15 protein-coding genes are annotated in these 17638 nt (G+C 33.0%); 1 reads left to right on the top strand and 14 read right to left on the bottom strand.

Going from position 1 to position 17638, the window contains the following annotated elements; genetic code table 11:
• Positions 1 to 22: 22 nt before the first annotated feature.
• Both CN946_RS17345 and CN946_RS17340 read right to left on the bottom strand, forming a co-directional pair.
• The gene (locus tag CN946_RS17345; protein WP_098862293.1) at positions 23 to 559 is read right to left on the bottom strand and encodes a GNAT family N-acetyltransferase; all 537 of its coding nucleotides are present in this window, start codon (positions 557 to 559) and stop codon (positions 23 to 25) included.
• 101 nt (positions 560 to 660) lie between these two features.
• Complete coding sequence (locus CN946_RS17340; RefSeq protein WP_286133969.1) at positions 661 to 1551, bottom strand: DMT family transporter; 891 nt, start codon at positions 1549 to 1551, stop codon at positions 661 to 663.
• Positions 1552 to 1705: 154 nt separating this feature from the next.
• Between CN946_RS17340 and CN946_RS17335 the strand changes: the two genes are divergently transcribed.
• Complete coding sequence (locus CN946_RS17335) at positions 1706 to 2680, top strand: ring-cleaving dioxygenase (RefSeq protein ID WP_098862291.1); 975 nt, start codon at positions 1706 to 1708, stop codon at positions 2678 to 2680.
• A 546-nt stretch (positions 2681 to 3226) separates the two neighbouring features.
• Here CN946_RS17335 and CN946_RS17330 read toward each other — a convergent pair.
• From CN946_RS17330 to CN946_RS17275, 12 genes are all read right to left on the bottom strand, one after another.
• Positions 3227 to 4552 carry a GntT/GntP/DsdX family permease gene (locus CN946_RS17330; protein WP_098862290.1) on the bottom strand — a complete coding sequence of 442 codons (1326 nt, stop codon included), beginning with the start codon at positions 4550 to 4552 and terminating at the stop codon, positions 3227 to 3229.
• 52 nt (positions 4553 to 4604) lie between these two features.
• Positions 4605 to 5327, bottom strand: coding sequence for a GntR family transcriptional regulator (locus tag CN946_RS17325; protein ID WP_098862289.1), 723 nt, complete (start codon positions 5325 to 5327; stop codon positions 4605 to 4607).
• An 18-nt stretch (positions 5328 to 5345) separates the two neighbouring features.
• Positions 5346 to 6359, bottom strand: coding sequence for a sugar kinase (locus CN946_RS17320; protein WP_098862288.1), 1014 nt, complete (start codon positions 6357 to 6359; stop codon positions 5346 to 5348).
• A complete protein-coding gene (dagF, locus tag CN946_RS17315; protein ID WP_098862287.1) occupies positions 6352 to 7104 on the bottom strand; it encodes a 2-dehydro-3-deoxy-phosphogluconate aldolase in 753 nt (250 codons plus the stop codon). Before dagF ends, CN946_RS17320 begins: the two co-directional genes overlap by 8 nt.
• Positions 7101 to 8210 (bottom strand): DgaE family pyridoxal phosphate-dependent ammonia lyase, encoded by a 1110-nt coding sequence (locus CN946_RS17310; RefSeq protein ID WP_098862286.1) that lies wholly within the window; start codon positions 8208 to 8210, stop codon positions 7101 to 7103. Before CN946_RS17310 ends, dagF begins: the two co-directional genes overlap by 4 nt.
• A complete protein-coding gene (locus CN946_RS17305) occupies positions 8188 to 9291 on the bottom strand; it encodes an amidohydrolase/deacetylase family metallohydrolase (RefSeq protein WP_098862285.1) in 1104 nt (367 codons plus the stop codon). Before CN946_RS17305 ends, CN946_RS17310 begins: the two co-directional genes overlap by 23 nt.
• Before the next feature lie 335 nt (positions 9292 to 9626).
• Complete coding sequence (locus CN946_RS17300) at positions 9627 to 10067, bottom strand: GNAT family N-acetyltransferase (RefSeq protein WP_098862284.1); 441 nt, start codon at positions 10065 to 10067, stop codon at positions 9627 to 9629.
• Positions 10068 to 10356: 289 nt separating this feature from the next.
• Positions 10357 to 10572, bottom strand: a complete 216-nt coding sequence (locus tag CN946_RS17295; protein WP_141546937.1) for a hypothetical protein — start codon at positions 10570 to 10572, stop codon at positions 10357 to 10359.
• A 305-nt stretch (positions 10573 to 10877) separates the two neighbouring features.
• Entirely contained in the window at positions 10878 to 14975 is a 4098-nt protein-coding gene (locus tag CN946_RS17290) for a S8 family serine peptidase (protein ID WP_098862282.1), read from the bottom strand.
• A gap of 513 nt (positions 14976 to 15488) precedes the next feature.
• Entirely contained in the window at positions 15489 to 15947 is a 459-nt protein-coding gene (gene tsaA / locus CN946_RS17285) for a tRNA (N6-threonylcarbamoyladenosine(37)-N6)-methyltransferase TrmO (RefSeq protein ID WP_098862281.1), read from the bottom strand.
• 111 nt (positions 15948 to 16058) lie between these two features.
• Positions 16059 to 16760: an LTA synthase family protein gene (locus CN946_RS17280; RefSeq protein ID WP_098862280.1), complete on the bottom strand. Its 702-nt coding sequence runs from the start codon at positions 16758 to 16760 to the stop codon at positions 16059 to 16061.
• On the bottom strand, positions 16757 to 17629 hold the full coding sequence (locus tag CN946_RS17275) for an ATP-binding cassette domain-containing protein (RefSeq protein ID WP_098862279.1): 873 nt from the start codon (positions 17627 to 17629) through the stop codon (positions 16757 to 16759). The genes CN946_RS17280 and CN946_RS17275 overlap by 4 nt, the downstream gene beginning before the upstream one ends.
• Between the last annotated feature and the right edge of the window lie 9 nt (positions 17630 to 17638).

Genomic DNA, 17638 nt, shown 5'->3' with positions numbered 1-17638 from the left:
CCTTTAACTTTGTTATTTTCAGTTATTTAATAAATAAGCCCATCATTAAAGTATTACAGTACTTTCCATTTATATAAGTATCTTCTATCATTACACCTTCAATTTCAAATCCTAAATTTTTATACAATTGAATGGCTTTAAAATTATCTTCATTCGTAACTAATTGAATTTTTCTAGTTAGATCATTTTGTTTAGCCCAATCGATTAATGATTGCATCAATAACTTACCTAAACTTAATCCCCAATATTCTTTTTTAATTACAATGCCTAGCGTACCAACATGCTTTGTACGTTCCTTTTGACTTGAATTGATCGAACCAATACTTATTATTTGATCATTGATCGTACCTAATAATATGATTGAATTTTTTTCATTGAAGGTATCTTCTAAAAATATCTGATATTCAGCTTCATTTCTTTTAAACTCGTTTCCCCCAAATGATAAAAAGTTCGTTTCTCCACCTACGATGTTATAAAAATCTATAATTGATTTAGCATCAGTTCCTGTTGCTTGACGAACTTGGACTATTTCTCCATTTTTTAATTTTAATTCAAACATTCTATTACTCCTTTACAAATTAAAAATAGCTGCAAAAGCAGCCATCTTAACATTTACATATTAATAAACTAATATTCTAAATACAGTTTATCATATACCATTTAAAAATCCATTTTATTCTCAACAACCTTTCTTTTCTCACTTGTAAGAACAACTAATAGCGCTCCACCCAGAACAATAGTCCCACCTATCATTTGAAGTAAACTCATATTTTCATGAAATAGAATCGTTGAAAATGTGATTGTCACTACCGGCTCAACCATACTTAATACTGCCCCTTTTGTCGGACCTATTCGTTTTACACCAGCAAAAAAAGTCCCCATTGATATAACACTTGATATAATTGAAATACCTAAAATTGAAATCCAACCAATAAATTTAAAGTGAATGTGTATCGTGCTTGTCGATACGCCAACTAGTAAAAATGAAATTGCTGCAAATAAAGAAATATATGCACTTGTTACTAATGGAGGAACATGCATCGAAACCCTCCCACCAACAATTATGTATATTGAGTAAACGATTGCTGCAGCTAATGCTAATATGATTCCAAACGGATTTATATTTTCCGAAGGAGCTCCCAACACAAGTACAATTCCAGCCAGCGATAGTAAAATTGATATCATTATATTTTTTGTTAATTGCTCTTTATTTACTAAAAATGATAGAATTGCTACAAAAATAGGATATAAGTAGAGAATTAATGCTGCTAAAGAAGCAGGAATATATTTTACTGAACTGAAATAAAAACTTGATTGAAGCATATACAATACTCCACCTAGTAAAACAAATAATACTAATTGTTTTTTCGTAATTTTAACTAGCTTTTTACTAACCACTAAGTAACTAAAGAACATAATTGTCGCAAATGTAAACCTTAAAAATAATAATGTATTAACACTTACATTTTGATTATAAGCATAAAGCGCAAAAATAGGCATTAATCCAAAGGCAATTGCAGATATTAAAATTAATAAATAACCGATATACAAAGCATTTTCCCCTCTCCGTAACATTTATCTGAATATTATAATTATTAGATAACAGTTTAACATAAAACTCTACCTCAATCTCTAGCCATTTACAATGTGTACATAAAAATTATGCAGATCATAGTTTAAATAAAAATTTAAGGGAGTGATGAAAGTGGAATTATTGGGAATTCATCATGTTTCACTACTTACTACAAAGGCTGAAAAAAATTACGAGTTTTACACTAAGGTTTTAGGGATGAGACTTGTTAAGAAAACTGTAAATCAAGATAACACTTCCAGTTATCACTTATTTTACGGTGACGCAAAAGCAAATCCCGGGACAGAAATAACATTTTTCGATATCCCTCATCTAGGAACTACATATCCAGGTCACTCGATCGTATCTTCCACTTCATTAAGAGTAGCCACAACTGAGTCTCTACATTATTGGAAGAATCGCTTTGAAGAACTTAATATTTCACATGATGAAATACTTAAAAGAGCAAATCGAGATACACTCGCATTTCAAGATTATGAAGGTACAAGTTTAATTTTAGTAGCAGATGATGGTGAAAAAGGTGTTTCACCGGGTACTCCTTGGAATAAATCAGATATCCCAACCGAGCATGGAATTCTTGGCTTAGGTCCAGTGACACTTACTGTAAAAGATTCAATTCCTACAAGTAAAACTTTAACGGATGTTTTAGGTTTTAGACTTGTTGGTACTTTCCCTTCTACTGAAGGGAATTTTGCAAGTATAGAAGTTTACGAAACCGGATTAGGTGGTGCTGGAGCAGAAGTTCACTTGGAAGTAAGATCAGACTTACCAAGAGCTAGACCAGGACGAGGTAGTGTACATCATGTAGCTTTTAGAGTACCGAACATAGAAGAATATAATAAATGGGCTGACAGATTAAATTCACTTGGGATTACGAATTCAGGAAAAGTAGAACGCTACTATTTTAAAGCGCTCTATTTTAGAGAACCAAATCATATTTTATTCGAATTATCAACTGATACCCCTGGATTTGATGTAGATGAAAATATTGATACATTAGGTGAACGGTTAGCATTGCCTCCATTTTTAGAGCCTAAACGTGCTGAAATCGAAGCAAGTTTACGTCCATTAGACTTTAATCAAAATTAATTTGAGACATTGGCTTAATTATTTAATATGCGTAATCAAATTAAGAGGGTTTCCCACAAGATGGGAACCCTCTTTTTATAACGGCAAATAAGATTGGATTATGAGTTGCTGGAAAAGAAGAGAGGACTGAACTGCAGATAAAATAAATCTGCAATTAAATATTGAGAATCGCAAATAAAACTTCCAAATCTGCAATTAAAATTTACAAAACTGCAATTAAATTCAAGTGTATCGCAAATAAAATTGATAATTACCTATACCAGTAAGGGTATTCAAAGCTAAAAATTGTACAATAGTAGAAACTTTGAAATGGAAAACTACAAAATATGCTCTAACACATACAAAATCGTATAAAAATCTTCTAATAATCATATATAAAAAACGATTTTATTAACAACAGATGAAAGTACCATTGAGATCCCCCCATTACTTAGATCAAAATAGCTCCTCAGCTGTAAATATTTGATATTTCCCGAAGCGTTTGAAAAAAAGAGGCGCCTTTCGTGCCAGTTAACCTGACTTTTGAGACAGCCCCTTCCTTTATTCTTAAATAAAAATATCTAATATTAATGTAAGTCCAAACGCTACAAACGAAAGAAGCGTTTCCATTACTGTCCATGTTTTGAATGTTTCTTTGACTGTTAATCCTAGGTATTCTTTTACTAACCAGAAACCTGCATCATTTACGTGTGAAAACATTAGTGAACCTGCGCCAGTTGCAATTACAAGTAATTCTAAGTTTACACCAGTCATATGTGCCACTACTGGTGAAACAATTCCAGCTGCTGTTGTTAAAGCAACCGTAGCAGAACCAGTTGCTATTCTTATTAAACCTGCTACTAAGAATGCAAGTACGATTGGTGATAGTGACATTTGTTCAGCCATCGTTGCAATGGCAGTACCTACACCGCTTTCAATTAGAATTTGCTTAAATGCGCCACCTGCACCGATAATTAATATAATTGATGCTAAAGGTGTTAAACATTCATCAGTTAATTTTTTTATTAAAGTTTTGTCCATTCCTTGGCGATACCCAAGTAAATAATAAGCTGCAAAACAAGAGATTAATAGAGAAATTACAGGGCTACCGATTAAAATGAAGAATTTAGCAATTGCACTAGGTAGAGATAAGTATGGTGTAATTACCGTTAACACCATTAGTAAAACTGGAAGTAAAATGATGAAAAATGATACACCTGTACTTGGTAAAGCATTTGACTTCGTTTCAACTCGAATTAATTCTGGTTCACCGATTGGTGTTACACGTTTGTGAATCCATTTTGAAAAGATCGGACCTGCAATGATTGCAGTTGGAAAAGCAATGAATAATGAATAAAGTAGGACGCGTCCTAAGTCTGCATTATAAATACCAATCGCTGTCATCGCACCGGGATGTGGTGGCACTAAACCATGCACAATCGATAAACCGGCAAGTACTGGGATACCAATTAATAGAATATTTGAATTGGTAGATTTACGAATTGATATAACAAGAGGTAACAAGATTACTAGACCAACCTCAAAAAATACTGGAATTCCAATAATAAATCCTGAAAGCAACATTGCCCATGGTAGGTTTTTTACGCCGAATTTTTTAATAAAGAAATCAGCTACTTGCATACCTGCACCAGAATCTGACATCATTTTTCCTAAAATCGTACCTAAAGCTAAAATCCCAACAAGATGGCCGAGAACGGCGCCAACACCTGTTTCATAAGCAGTTACAATTTTATCCATTGATACGCCAGAAAAAACGGCTAGGAAAAGGCCTGCTACTGATAAGCTAATAAATGCATGCCATTTCCACCACGATACTCCTAAAATAACGATAACGATTGCGACTAATGTAATTCCTATCAAATATAGATCCATTATTGCACACTCTCCCTTAGTAATCGCTTACATTTTATACAATGAAGATTCATTACTGCGTTGAATCATTGTAGGTTACAACGTAGTTTTGTTTGACCGTATTATAGTAACCCTCACTGATTTCTAAAACATTTCCATCTTCATCACTAGAACGACGTATTCTTTTTAATGTGGTTGTGCCTTTTTCTAAATTTAAAATCTCACAAACTTGATCCGGAGCAACTGCTACTGCAAATTCATCTCGGAATGATTCTAACCGAATATTATTTTCTTCTAAGAAACGATATAAGGAACTGATCTGTACGTCTTCTATTTCTTCATCAGTGATATCAATTGAAATATAGTGCGTAAAGTGAATATATGGTTCATTTTCCAGTAAATAAATTCGCTCAATTTGGACATATTTATCATCAAATACAGAATAAGGAATAGAATCCGCTGTTTTTTCTGGTTTTTTTATACTCAGCACTTTTTTAGTAATATGATGTCCTTCCTCAACTAAAATTTCTGTAAAACGTTTCCCTTTTGAAAGTTTTGCGCTGGTAACATTCGCAATAACCTTTGTTCCTTTACCACTTTTCTTTTCTAAGTATCCTTCTTGAACAAGTTCTTTTATGGCATTTCTAATCGTAATTTTACTAACACTAAACTCTTCTTCTAATTGAGGTTCAGAGGGAATATTCGTGTGAATTGGATAAACTCCATGTAAAATTCGATCCTTTATCATCTCTTTAATTTGTAAATACAACGGTCCTTTTTTACGATTCACACTCATTCCCTTACCTCTCCTTTTTTATCGCTTAATATCATCAATTGTTCCAGCCATAGCTGATAAAATTTCTGCTTCAGTTGACATTGGGGTATCTCCAACGATCGTACATGCTAACATACCCGCTGTTTGTGCAAAGTGAACGGTTTTTTCTGGTGAAAACTCAGCTAACACACCATGTAGTATACCGCTAGTATAAGCATCTCCAGCACCAATTCGATCGTATACGGAAAATGAAGTATTTTCCGAGAAGTGAAACTCTCCATTAGTGAATAGATATCCACGTAATGAATGTGTATTGTCACTATTAATTGCACGGTGCGTTCCAGCAACGGTTTGTATGTGATATTGTTTTGCAACTTTAGGAATAAGGTCTTTTAGTTGTGTTTCCCTAGAAGTTCCTTCTGTCTCCATTCCTAAAACATACATCGCATCTTTCTCATTCATCATGACGATATCAGTTAAAGCTAGCATTTCTTCATAATGAGGTTTTGCTTTACTATATCCGCCCTCCCATAAAGAAGGTCGGTAATTACAATCGAAACAAACTAATCCGCCATTTTCTTTTACTTTTTTTGCAAGAATTTTCATTGTTTCTCGGACATCATCTGTCATCGCTAGTGTAATACCGCAAAAATGGATAACATCTGCTTGTTTTGCAATTAGATCAAGATCATAATCGATATAAGATGCCGTATTAAAGCTACTTTCTAAACGATTAGTATATGTCACACGACTAGAGCGCTGTCCAAAACCATTTTCTAAAAAATACAGTCCAAGATATTTTCCGCCTCTAGTAAAATAATTTCGATTAATTCCTAATCGCTGCAAGAAAGCAACCGCTGCATCTCCAATTGGATTGTTCGGCAATTTTGTTACTAAATAGCCATCATGACCAAGCTTAGTCATCGCGGACGCAACGTTTACACCAGTTCCCGAGAAAGAAAATTGTAATGCGTTTGCTTGTGCCAGTAGTTCATACCCTGGCACTTGCAATCGCATCATTACTTCTCCGAAAGCAACAATTTGTTTACGCATATTTTTCAACCAAACTTTTAGTGATTGCTAATAATTTTCTTACATCTTCAGGATTAGTTTTTCCAGTTTCTTCATTAATAATTGAAGAATATACGTGTGGAATAATTTTAGGTACTTTTTCTTCCAATGCAATTTCTAAAATCTCTTCAAAATTCTCTAGATCAATACCACCAGTAGGCTCTAAAGCAAAACCTTCTTCACCACATGCTTTTGCTACAGCACGGAATTCTTCTACGTGTTTTAACCCTTTCATTGGGAAGTATTTTAATGCATTTCCACCCATGTCACGAACTAACGCAATTGCAGATTTGATTGGTACAATCGCTGTTTCGCTAGCAGCACTTACCGGTCCAGTAGAGATATTTACATAGCCTACTTTTCCAGTTGGTGATACTAGAGAATTGATCCAGCTATCTTTTTCACCTAAGTTAGCACGAGTTGCACCTACTGCAGGAAATACTTGATTAATATGACTTCCTGGATAATGTTTAGCGATTTCGGCTACAACTGCTGCTTGTTTGTTATCACCAGCACCAAGTCCAATCGATACTGCTTCATCAATTGCTGCACCATATTCATTCATTGCTGTAACAGCAGCCTCTACAGTTGGGTAATCTTTAGAAAGAACACCTACTAATACATGACCTTCTGCAGCTTCAAAAACTTCAACTGCATTTTCAATACTATTAGCTAAAACATTTAATGCTACTCGGTTGTTATAAAAGCGTTTTTCAATATTTGTCATTGTTCAGTTCCTCCTAATATTGCTCTTAGTGTTGCTTCAATTACGTAAATATCATCTGATTGTAGTGGTCGTGGATCAATATCGAAAAAGCCTTGACGAACTCCGTAATCACGAGTGTAAATCGCAATATTACCATTCTTTAATTGATCATTTACATCCTTCGCTGTAGTTTTTGTTACAACAGGATCAATTTGGATTCGAGCTCTAAAAATAGCTCGTCCCGCTTCATCTTGTACAATCGTTACTTTTATACCATCGATCGATTCTAGTGATTTTAAAACTTCTAAACTAGCTTTTTCATTTTCACTATTGTCTTTTTTGACAAAATATTCATCCAATGCTTGCAATAAACCGAAAGTGGTTTCTTTACCAACTTTCATGCTTCTTCCGATACAATGTAATTGCACTTTTAACCATTCGATATATTTTTTTCTACCAGCAACGATACCTGAAGTAGGTCCTTCAATCGCTTTCGAACCGCTATATATTGCTAAATCAGAAACTTTGACATATTTTTGCAAATCTTCTTCAGCAGCTGCATCTATAATTAAAGGTACATTATTTGCTTGAGCTACTCCCCAAGCTTCTTCAACTGAAATCATATTTTTTTGAACAGCATGATGAGATTTCACATATAAAATTGCAGCTGTTTTTTCATTAATCGCATCTGCAATATGCTCAACTTTCCCCTCATTTGCATAACCAACTTCTACTAATTTACCTCCACCAAGGAAAATCATCGTTTCTACTGGAGCACCATACTGAACGTTATGTCCCTTTAGCATAATGATTTCATTTTTTTGAATTGGTTCTTGGTGTAATCTTTCGCTTTTACGTCTGTTACCTTCAGTTACAATTGCTGCTACTGAAAGTGCAATTCCACTTGAAGCTGAGTTAACAACAACAGCTGACTCCGATTGAAGAAGACCTGCAATATGAATTCCAGCCTTATCAACTAAGTCCGAAATTTCAACGTAATTTTGACCACCAATTTTCATCGCTTCCATTACAGTGTCTTTTGGAGCGGAAACACCTAATATACTCATCCTACCGCTTGCATTAATTACCCTTTTCAAACCATATTTAGCATTCAACGTGTTCTCCATTAATTACCACTCCTTTTACTACGATTTTTTGTTCAGCTTTACGCTCGTCTCCTTCAGAATCAAGTAAGGATGTCACTTCATCTTCAACAGTAAATAAAGTGAGGTTCGCAAGATCTCCTACTGAAATTCTTCCAAGTTCCGGTTTATTAAGCCACTTGGCCGCATTAACGGTAACAGCATCAATAATCTCTTTTAGTGAATAACCTAAGTATAAAAATTTTGATAAAACATGTGACATACTATAAACTGGTCCATTCAATCGATTTTTCCGATAAATATCAGTACTAATCGTATTGAATTTAATTCCATGTTCTTTAGCTTGCAATGCCGTTTTGAACGAAAAACTTGCATTTCCGTGCCCAACATCTAAATGAACACCTCGATAAATTGCCTCTAAAAATTTAGGAAGAGGTCTTCCCATCTCATCAAATAAATTATTAGCTTTACCATTTAAGTAGTGAGTAATAATATCTTTATTTTCAAGTAAGTTTAGAACATCATTAATATCTGGTGGTCCAGAACCAATATGCACCATAAGTGGTAAGTCGGTTTCGTTAGAAAACTTACGAGCTATTTTTAAAGGCTCCACACCATTTTCACCTACTACACTTTTGCTAATCCTTGCCTTCAGTCCGATAATAAAATCTTTATGTTCTGCAATAGTATTTTTGAGTTGATCCTCATCTAACCAAGTCAAATCAGATAACTCGTCAATTCGTTTTAAGCCAATTCGCGAAATATTTAAAAACGCGAAAACATTTGTTTTTGACCTTTTACAACTACTTACCAATTTGGACATATTATCAGCACCAGTGCTACCTGCATCAACAATTGTAGTTACACCTGTTTTATAACCAATCTCGTCGACATCATCACCATATGGCTCAAATTCTGCATATGCATGGACATGCATATCAATCCAACCACTAGAAACAAATACTTTGTGCTTGTAATCTACTATTTTCTCACCATTACCGGTTCCAGCAGCTACAATGTCAATAATCTTTTTATTTTCTACTATGATATCTACAGAACTTCCGTCTACCATCTTTAAATTCTGTAGTACGAAATGATCCTTCATTTCCCCTCATCCTTTTCAGTAAACACTAAATTGATTAATGTATTCGTTTACATCTATCTTGTTTATTATTCCAATGTAGAATAACATCTAATTTTGCGTTAGTCAATATAACGTTATAATGTTTAAATATTTTTTTATCCTATTTCTTAAAACCTATCACGAATAATAAGCGTCAGATGGTTCTATTCGCGACTTACATTCTACTTAATATTTGCTTTTAAAATTTTTTTATTATACAAAAAAAGCATGTAAACTTGGAGGAAACTCCAAGTGTTTACATGCTAAAGCGAAATGAACTGTCCGAATACGTTTTCATAATCAGTATATATTATCCTTTAGTTTACAATTAATTCTTTCTTAAATACTTTTTGTGATTTTGTGTTTTGAAACCCAATCTTCTCATAAAAAATAATTGTCTCTAATCTAGTTTCATTCGTTCGTACTCTTATTTCTTTAAATCTCGATAATTTTGACCATTCTTCGCATCTTTCCACTAGAATCTTACCAATTTTTTTCCCCCTATATGTACTATCAACAATCAAACCACCAATTTCAACATATGGTGGAGACTCAATTAAATATCGTCCGTGAGCATGAATCCAACCAATAAGTTTACCTTCAATTTCTGCTACAATTACAACCTGATCTTCCTGTCCTAATATTTTAGTTAATCTTTCAATGACTGGATCTTCTTCAACATTGTAACCCAATTGACCTGATAATCTAGCAATTTCTGAACTATCATTTGTTGAAGCAATTCGATATTCAATATCCATACTACACCTCCCATCTAAAATTGTATTTATAAATTGTTTTTTATTTAATACTTGTACTTCTTTAACTAAGGAATGTGTTATTTAAATAATTATATATTAATTCAGATTATAAACAGTCTATTTTTAATGTATTTTTAAATATCTTAAGTAAATATCGTGCCATCTAGGACAAATAAATCGAATTTCGGCCTATTTTTTATTCAACATACGCATGCTTTAGATGAAGTATATTTCTTCACAATCAAATCTTATTGGCCATTATTAATGTTATGTAGACCAAATCTTAAAACTAACGACTTTTAGTCCTATATACAGAAAAAGCCCCCGATTTCCAAAATTGATAAATAAAGTCCCTAACTTCACTTTCCTCTACAATTTGAGAATCCTTTTGAAATTTACCTTCCAAATACATATAATCTAAATATTGTTCCGTTCTCCCTTCTTTCATTTGCATGATTATATCGTCCACTAGTCCTTTTAAAAACTCTTGTTTCTCTGACTCCAATTTTTTCTTCCTTTTGTTAATAATGTGAATGGTATATATCAAGCTAAATACTATTAAAAAGCTTACTAATACTGCTATAAAATAGTATAAATTCCTCATTTATCTCTCCTTTGTATTAGCGTGATTTGGACGTATTTTTATTAATAATACATATGTTAAAAGTTTTTGTATCTTGGGGGAATTTGCACTTTTTAAATAGGAACTTAGACAATCCTGATTAAACTAAGCTCTTATTTTTTGATTAAGGTTATCAACAATCCACATCTTAATACAAAAAAACCTATCCAATTGGATAGGTTCAAAATTCAACTGATTCCTAAAGACTTCTTAATCGAATCAATAGTTTTTCCATTAAACTCTTTAACACCCGTAGGAGTATCTAATACATAATCATTCTCTTTTAAATAATTAGTTTCTAGTAACTTGAAATCCACTGAGTCAACTTTACCATCAAAATTAATATCAGCATTACGGTTATTCGTACCCCAATTTTGTTCGAGGAGTATTACATCATAAATATCAATTACATTATCTTTATTAAGATCTCCAGCATTTTCTCTTACAGTAGGATAAGTAATACTTTCACCAATAAAAATATCACGATCTTTTCGACCAATTTCCATAGGTGAGTAAGTAGTAAAATGACCTGGAACATCTATGATGACTGTATATAATTGTTCCGTAATTGGAAGTTTGCTGAATACTATGTTTCCATTCTTTTGAATTTCACCAGTATAGTATTGTCCTTTGGAGTCTCTTGCTTTTGCTTGTGCACCGATAGTAGTGTAATCAATTGCATAGTTAAAACTTCCATTTGCATTTAACAATCCCGCAGCGTTGATTTTTGCAGTAGCATCTGAATAAGCTGAGTAGCTTGGTAAATAACCGACCTGAGTATAAGGGTTTACTGTTTTACCGTTTATATCTTTATACGAAGATGAGGTGACATAGAAAAAAGTAGTATTAACGTTTACAAATGTATCTCGGTTCGTATCTACTATCATATCAAACAATGGCGTATCGCCAGTTATACCATCACCTGGTGCCTTTATATTAATTGTATTTGATTTGCTGGTAGTTCCTGTTGCTGTAGCGGTAAATTGGGTATCATCAGATAAAGCTTTATTTTTATTAATTACTACTGTATTAAAAAATCTTGATGTGTAATCAAATTTAAGTGTTAGATCTTTTGCATTTTGCAAACCGTGAGCATAGAACGTATAGGTTAATTGATCGCCCATTGTAAAGGATTCTTTATTTGGTTTGGCATAAATATATTGTGTCCCTGGTTTCATATAGTAAACGACTTTTGCCATCGTTGAATTACCTGCTCGATCCGCTCCTACAAATTGAAGCATGTAAACTGGGTTAGGAGAATCAACAGATATTTCTTTAGAGAATCTTCCATTCGCATCTGCAGCGATAACATAACCTGGTGTATTAGGTCCGTACCAAACATTATTGTTCGTTTGCGTTATATTCATACCGGCATTTTCCATTTCCGTTGCTTCATTATCTTTAACACTTCCAGATAATAAAACTGTTTTTTGGCCAGATGCTAATTCAACAAATGGCAGATCACCTTTAGGTAGTGCATTTGTGTCATCTAGCGTGAATGTTGGACGGTTATTGTCGATATATACTTGGTCTGTCTTTGTATACTGTTTGCCGTCTAAATTTGTACCAATAACTTTCATTTTGTATAATCCTTGTGTTGCTAGGACCGATGTGTAGCCAACCGGTTTCTTCGCATTACCCGTAAATGGAAAATATCTACCTGTAAAGGCTTTTTGAATGTAGAGATCTTTATCGACTCCTGCACTTGAAACATTAATTGTACCGATTATTCCTAAATCTTTATTAGTTTTTGAATCTACTAAAATAAAATCTAATGTTTTCATTGGTGAATTTAATTTAAAATCTAAATCAGACGTCTTAAAGCTATATGGTGCATTATCTCGAGTTGTAGAGATGCTCGGAGAATGAACTTTGAAATATTCAAAGCCTTCTTCTACTAAACGGAAGCCAAATGGAATTTGATATTGATCGTCTGGATCTTTTTCATTCACTACATGAATATAGCCTTCGTATGTTCCTTTACTAGCGGTTGTTGGGATCGTAAGTGTTGCTGGAATCATCTCCTGGCTATTTTTTTTCATTTTAATATCATTAGGAACTGTTATTTTAACACCGTTTGCTTTTGCATCTAAAGACCCACGTGCACCGACATTATATTCTACCGAAATAGTATATTTTTGCATTTTATCAGTATGATTAGTGATTAATATATTTGTAGTTTTCGAAATAGCATTAATATCTACAGGAATAAAACCATAACTAAGTCCACCAGTTTGTTCATCAATATTTACTTTTTCATTATTTTTAATAAACGGCGTTGTATCTTGAACTCCTAGTTCGATACGTGAATAAATCGCTTCATATGGATCTACTCTTCCTGCCCCAACTTCAAACACACTGTATTTACTTCTTAACGGATCCGCTGTATTCATCAATACGGTTTTAATATCAGCAGGAGTATAATCCGGATTCGCTTGTAATAGTAATGCAGCTATACCAGCAACATGTGGAGTTGCCATCGACGTTCCAGACATTCGCATATATGCAGAAGAATAATCTGTTGAATCATTTTTATTATTGATATACGCAGGAACAGTCGATAATACATCTACACCTGGAGCGGTAACTTCTGGTTTAATATCATATAATGTTCCAGAAGGCCCTCTAGAGCTAAAGCTAGCAAGATCATCACCTGGGATTTCAGACTCTCCAATATTACCTAGAGTAACTGAAGGTGTACCTTTACTAAATAAATCATTTACAGCTAAACCGTCTTTATTTGTCATTGAAAATACAGGGATATTATCATTACTCTCTCCCAAATAATATGGGATTTGTCCTTCAGTTGCATTATTGTTGTAGATAATTACCCCAACAGCTCCATTTTGCTTTGCATAGTTCATTTTATCAACAAGTGCATACGTACCACGAGCAACAAATGCAATCTTTCCTTGAACATTTTTTCCAGCGTAATCTGTTGGACCACCTTCTCCAACGTTTACAATATCAAATGTTTTTCCAGACATATTACTAAAATCATCTGTCCATTTTTTCGTCATCAATTGTAAAGTGCTATTCGTATTTGTACCATTTGTAGAAAATTTACTGCCAAAAGTAGTAACTTTAGTAGGAACAGAACTCGCACCAACTGTTAATGCAAGTGCTGCTGCACCTGGAGAGCCTAAGGTGTACATACTATCTCCAGAATTTCCCGCTGCAACGACAGCTGTAACCCCATTTAAAACGGCATTATCAATTGCTAAACTAGTTGCTTCTAACGGATCATTTATTGAGGCTCCTAGCGAAAGATTAATTACATTCATTCCATCGGAAACCGAACGATCAATACCTGCAATTACTGCAGAATTCGAACCTGAGCCATAAGGACCCAATACGCGATATACATATAAGTCTGAATCAGGCGCTACTCCAGTTACTTTATAATCAGAATTATTTTTCCCTCGGCCAGCAATTGTACCAGAAACATGCGTACCATGTTCAGTATAATATGCGCTTCCATTAACAAATTCAGCTTTTTTCGAAGTTTTCCACTGTGCATATGTAGTTTCCATCGGGTCATTATCGTTATCTACAAAATCATAACCACCTTTGTATGCATCTTTCAAATCGGGATGGTTATAATCAATACCCGTATCGATTACACCAATCTTAATATTTTTACCTGTAAAACCTTCCTCATGCAATTTATCAATCTTTAAAAAAGGTAAACTATCAACCTTTGTTTGGTCCTTCTCTACTGGTTCAACAGGTGGCTTAATTTGTATTGTTGAATCACTATAAACAGCTTTAACTGTATCAAACTCTAGTAAATCCTTAATTTGATTTGCTGGAAGTGTCAATGAAACCCCGTTAAACGCATTCTGATATGTATATTTAATTTGAACTTCTTCATTACTTGCTTTCTCTGTATTTCCTAATTTTTCTTGTAATTCTTGTTTAAAGTGAGCATGAGACTTAGTTACATTTTCCTTCGCCTTTTCTAATGAAATTGACTCCCCTTCTACAGCCTTCTCTAACTGAGCTACTTTAGCTGGAAGTTCTTTAAATTCAACAATTACAGAAACATCTTTATCACTTGAAAAGTCGATATCATCTGATAATTGCAAACCTGTTTTTGAATCAGCAAGATCTAATTGATTCAAAGCCTCCCTTTGTTCTGGTGTAAGTGATTGAAGAATGCTTTCTGCTTCACTTGAGTTCGCATATGCTGGCTTTCTACTAATCATAGTCGATCCCAAAATTGTGCTACTAACTAAAACAAGTACAGATGTGGTTTGAAAAAATTTACTACTTAACCCCTTCATTAAATAACCTCCAACTTTTTCTAAAATGAAAGAAAGCAAAATAAGAATTAAAATAAGTGATTTTTCAGAAAAATCACTTAACTTAGATTATAGCGAGAGTTTTTCATGAAAAGTATTGGGGGAATTTTCATTAATGTGGGAATATATAAAATAAATTAAATGTCGATTTTAGTAAAATCTAGTAAAAAAATAAGGTATCATGTTCATATAAATGTAGATTTGTGTATTTTAATGTAAAACTTCATTAAAAAACTTGGGGGAATTTCACTATCTATGGGTTATATAAATGTTTTAACAAATTTTTATATTAAAGATTTTTAACTATTAGTAGAATATAAGAGGGAGCAGGGCAAGTGAGGAAGTGAGTGGCATCTTAAATACAGTATAATAGGTCATCAATTTTTTTAATAAGGAAATAACTAAAGTTGGATTTAGTCGTTTATAATATAAAAACAAAAAAAGAGTTTCCCAAATAAAACATTTGAGACAACTCTTTAACTTTTCAAGATTTTTTCACCAATATTTTCCCATCAAATTCTTTGACCATTCTGCTTGTTTGACCTCCCCTTTAGGAAGAAATTCTTTCATAATTGGTTTGATATCAATGATTGGCGTACCGTCAATGGCATCTAACCCTTTAACTGTAAGAATGCGGCCACTGTGTTTTAAAAGTTCTACTGATGTTAGCCCTAATTTATTGGGCCTGTTTTTACCCCTTTGGGCAAAAATTCCAACCTTTGGAAATTGATTATTATTTCTAGGATGTCTAGCATTGTATTGAATCATTTCATCAGTCACTTTATTGAAATAAAAAATGATCTCTAAATGTGAAAAATCACTTATGCCACTTAATGCTTCTTCATTAAATTCCTCTACTAACTCGATTTCAGAGATAATTGAACCCCAGTGATCGTCTTCAATTTCTTTTCTTGAATTTTTAACAAAAGCAATCGGATTAATTGTAAAGGTCATCATTCCATCTCCTAACTTATTGTATTTTGTCTATATTATATTGAATTTCCGTTAATAATTTATAAAAGAAAAAGTATGCAATCTATCCACATACTTTTTCATGAATCGGTTTTAATTTCTAGCTTTCATTTTTAATGGTGCATTGATCATCATTGGAAATATTAATAATTGAAGCGCTATTCCAACCAATCCAATTAAAGTAAATAAATTGATTGGCTTAATATTTACAATCCAAGTAAAAAGGTCTGAACTAATACCATTTATTGATAAGAAAGTTACTAAAATACTTAGTAATACTAGTGCAATTAAAAAATAGAGGATACCCAATCTTCTAACTAATACAGCAATAAATGAAGAAAGTCCAAGTATAATAAAACCAACCATTAGGTCGACCCAATAATACGTAAAGAAATGATATTCTGATGAAACTAATTCTGCAGGATGATAAAAGTGAAAACTATTTATTCCTTTGTCTAATAATATATTCATAATGTAATAAAGTATATTTAAGTAAGTAATACTTGTAATAACCATTAAGACTGACATCACAATATAAGATTTTAAAAACTGTGTTCTTGTACTACCTAATCCAATTGCAACTTGGAAAGGAATGACCAAGCCTGCAACCGCGAATGTACTAATCCCACCATAAATCGGTCCAAACAAAGCTGCACTACTTTGTAAAGGGATTTTAAAAATCATACTAACGAATACATAAACAACTGATAACAACAAAGTAATTAAAGAAAATAATTTGAAATACCATTTCAATTCATCAAAAACTAGTTGATAAGTGCCTCTTATCGAGTTCATCTTTTCACCTCTTTATTTTTTGTTTTATTTATTAAATAGTCTTGTAGAGTTGCTTTTTCAATTGTAAGATGGTGATCTTCAGCGATTTTTTTCCATTCATTAGTAAATAATTCATCGATCATTACTTTTTTTGTTGAACTGATTTTGGAGGATTCAAGTATGGAAATATTTTTAGTTACTTGTTCTACTGAATCTATATTTCCAGAAAGAATAATTCCTTTCTCCCGCATTACTTCCATTTGTTCATGAAATAGAACCTTTCCATCATTTACGACAACAATCGTTTCACATAATGGTTGAATTTCTTCGATATGATGTGTTGAAAGTAAAATGAGTCTCGGATTTTCTTCATAACTTTCCATTAATGCATCGTAAAACTGTTTTCTTTTAACTGCATCTAGCCCATTAGTTGGCTCATCGAGAACTGTTATTTTTGCGTTGCTAGCTAATCCTAAAATGATTTGCACAGCCGTTTTCATTCCTTTTGAAAACTTAGTGATTTTTTTATACTTGGGTAATTCAAAAACTTGAACTAAGTGTTCTGCAAATTGTTGATCCCAATTAGGATGAAAGTACCTTCCGAATTTTAACAAATCATCAACTCTCCAATTATGACCAAATGGATGATTTTCTTGGATATAACAAATATTCTCAAGTACATCTAAATTATTATAAGGTGATTCTCCTAATACTTTTATTGATCCTTCGTTTGGTTTATAATGGCCAGCAACTAAACTCATCAAAGTTGTTTTTCCTGCACCATTTCTTCCCCATAATGCAATAATACTTGGTTCTGTTTCATTAAAATTGAAATCCGTTAAAACTGGTGTATGCTTATAGCCATATGTCAAATTTTTAATTTCGATCAATTTATTCCC

The sequence above is a fragment of the Bacillus sp. AFS053548 genome, from assembly GCF_002575105.1.
GTDB lineage: Bacteria > Bacillota > Bacilli > Bacillales > Bacillaceae_G > Gottfriedia.
This window is presented reverse-complemented; position numbering and strand designations above follow the sequence as displayed.

Coding starts and splice junctions, on each gene's coding strand:
- CN946_RS17300 (WP_098862284.1), bottom strand. CDS start 10,067: ATGGATATTGAATATCGAATTGCTTCAACAAATGATAGTTCAGAAATT.
- CN946_RS17320 (WP_098862288.1), bottom strand. CDS start 6,359: ATGCGTAAACAAATTGTTGCTTTCGGAGAAGTAATGATGCGATTGCAA.
- CN946_RS17305 (WP_098862285.1), bottom strand. CDS start 9,291: ATGAAGGATCATTTCGTACTACAGAATTTAAAGATGGTAGACGGAAGT.
- dagF (WP_098862287.1), bottom strand. CDS start 7,104: ATGACAAATATTGAAAAACGCTTTTATAACAACCGAGTAGCATTAAAT.
- CN946_RS17310 (WP_098862286.1), bottom strand. CDS start 8,210: ATGGAGAACACGTTGAATGCTAAATATGGTTTGAAAAGGGTAATTAAT.
- CN946_RS17280 (WP_098862280.1), bottom strand. CDS start 16,760: ATGAACTCGATAAGAGGCACTTATCAACTAGTTTTTGATGAATTGAAA.
- CN946_RS17330 (WP_098862290.1), bottom strand. CDS start 4,552: ATGGATCTATATTTGATAGGAATTACATTAGTCGCAATCGTTATCGTT.
- tsaA (WP_098862281.1), bottom strand. CDS start 15,947: ATGACCTTTACAATTAATCCGATTGCTTTTGTTAAAAATTCAAGAAAA.
- CN946_RS17325 (WP_098862289.1), bottom strand. CDS start 5,327: ATGAGTGTGAATCGTAAAAAAGGACCGTTGTATTTACAAATTAAAGAG.
- CN946_RS17345 (WP_098862293.1), bottom strand. CDS start 559: ATGTTTGAATTAAAATTAAAAAATGGAGAAATAGTCCAAGTTCGTCAA.
- CN946_RS17290 (WP_098862282.1), bottom strand. CDS start 14,975: ATGAAGGGGTTAAGTAGTAAATTTTTTCAAACCACATCTGTACTTGTT.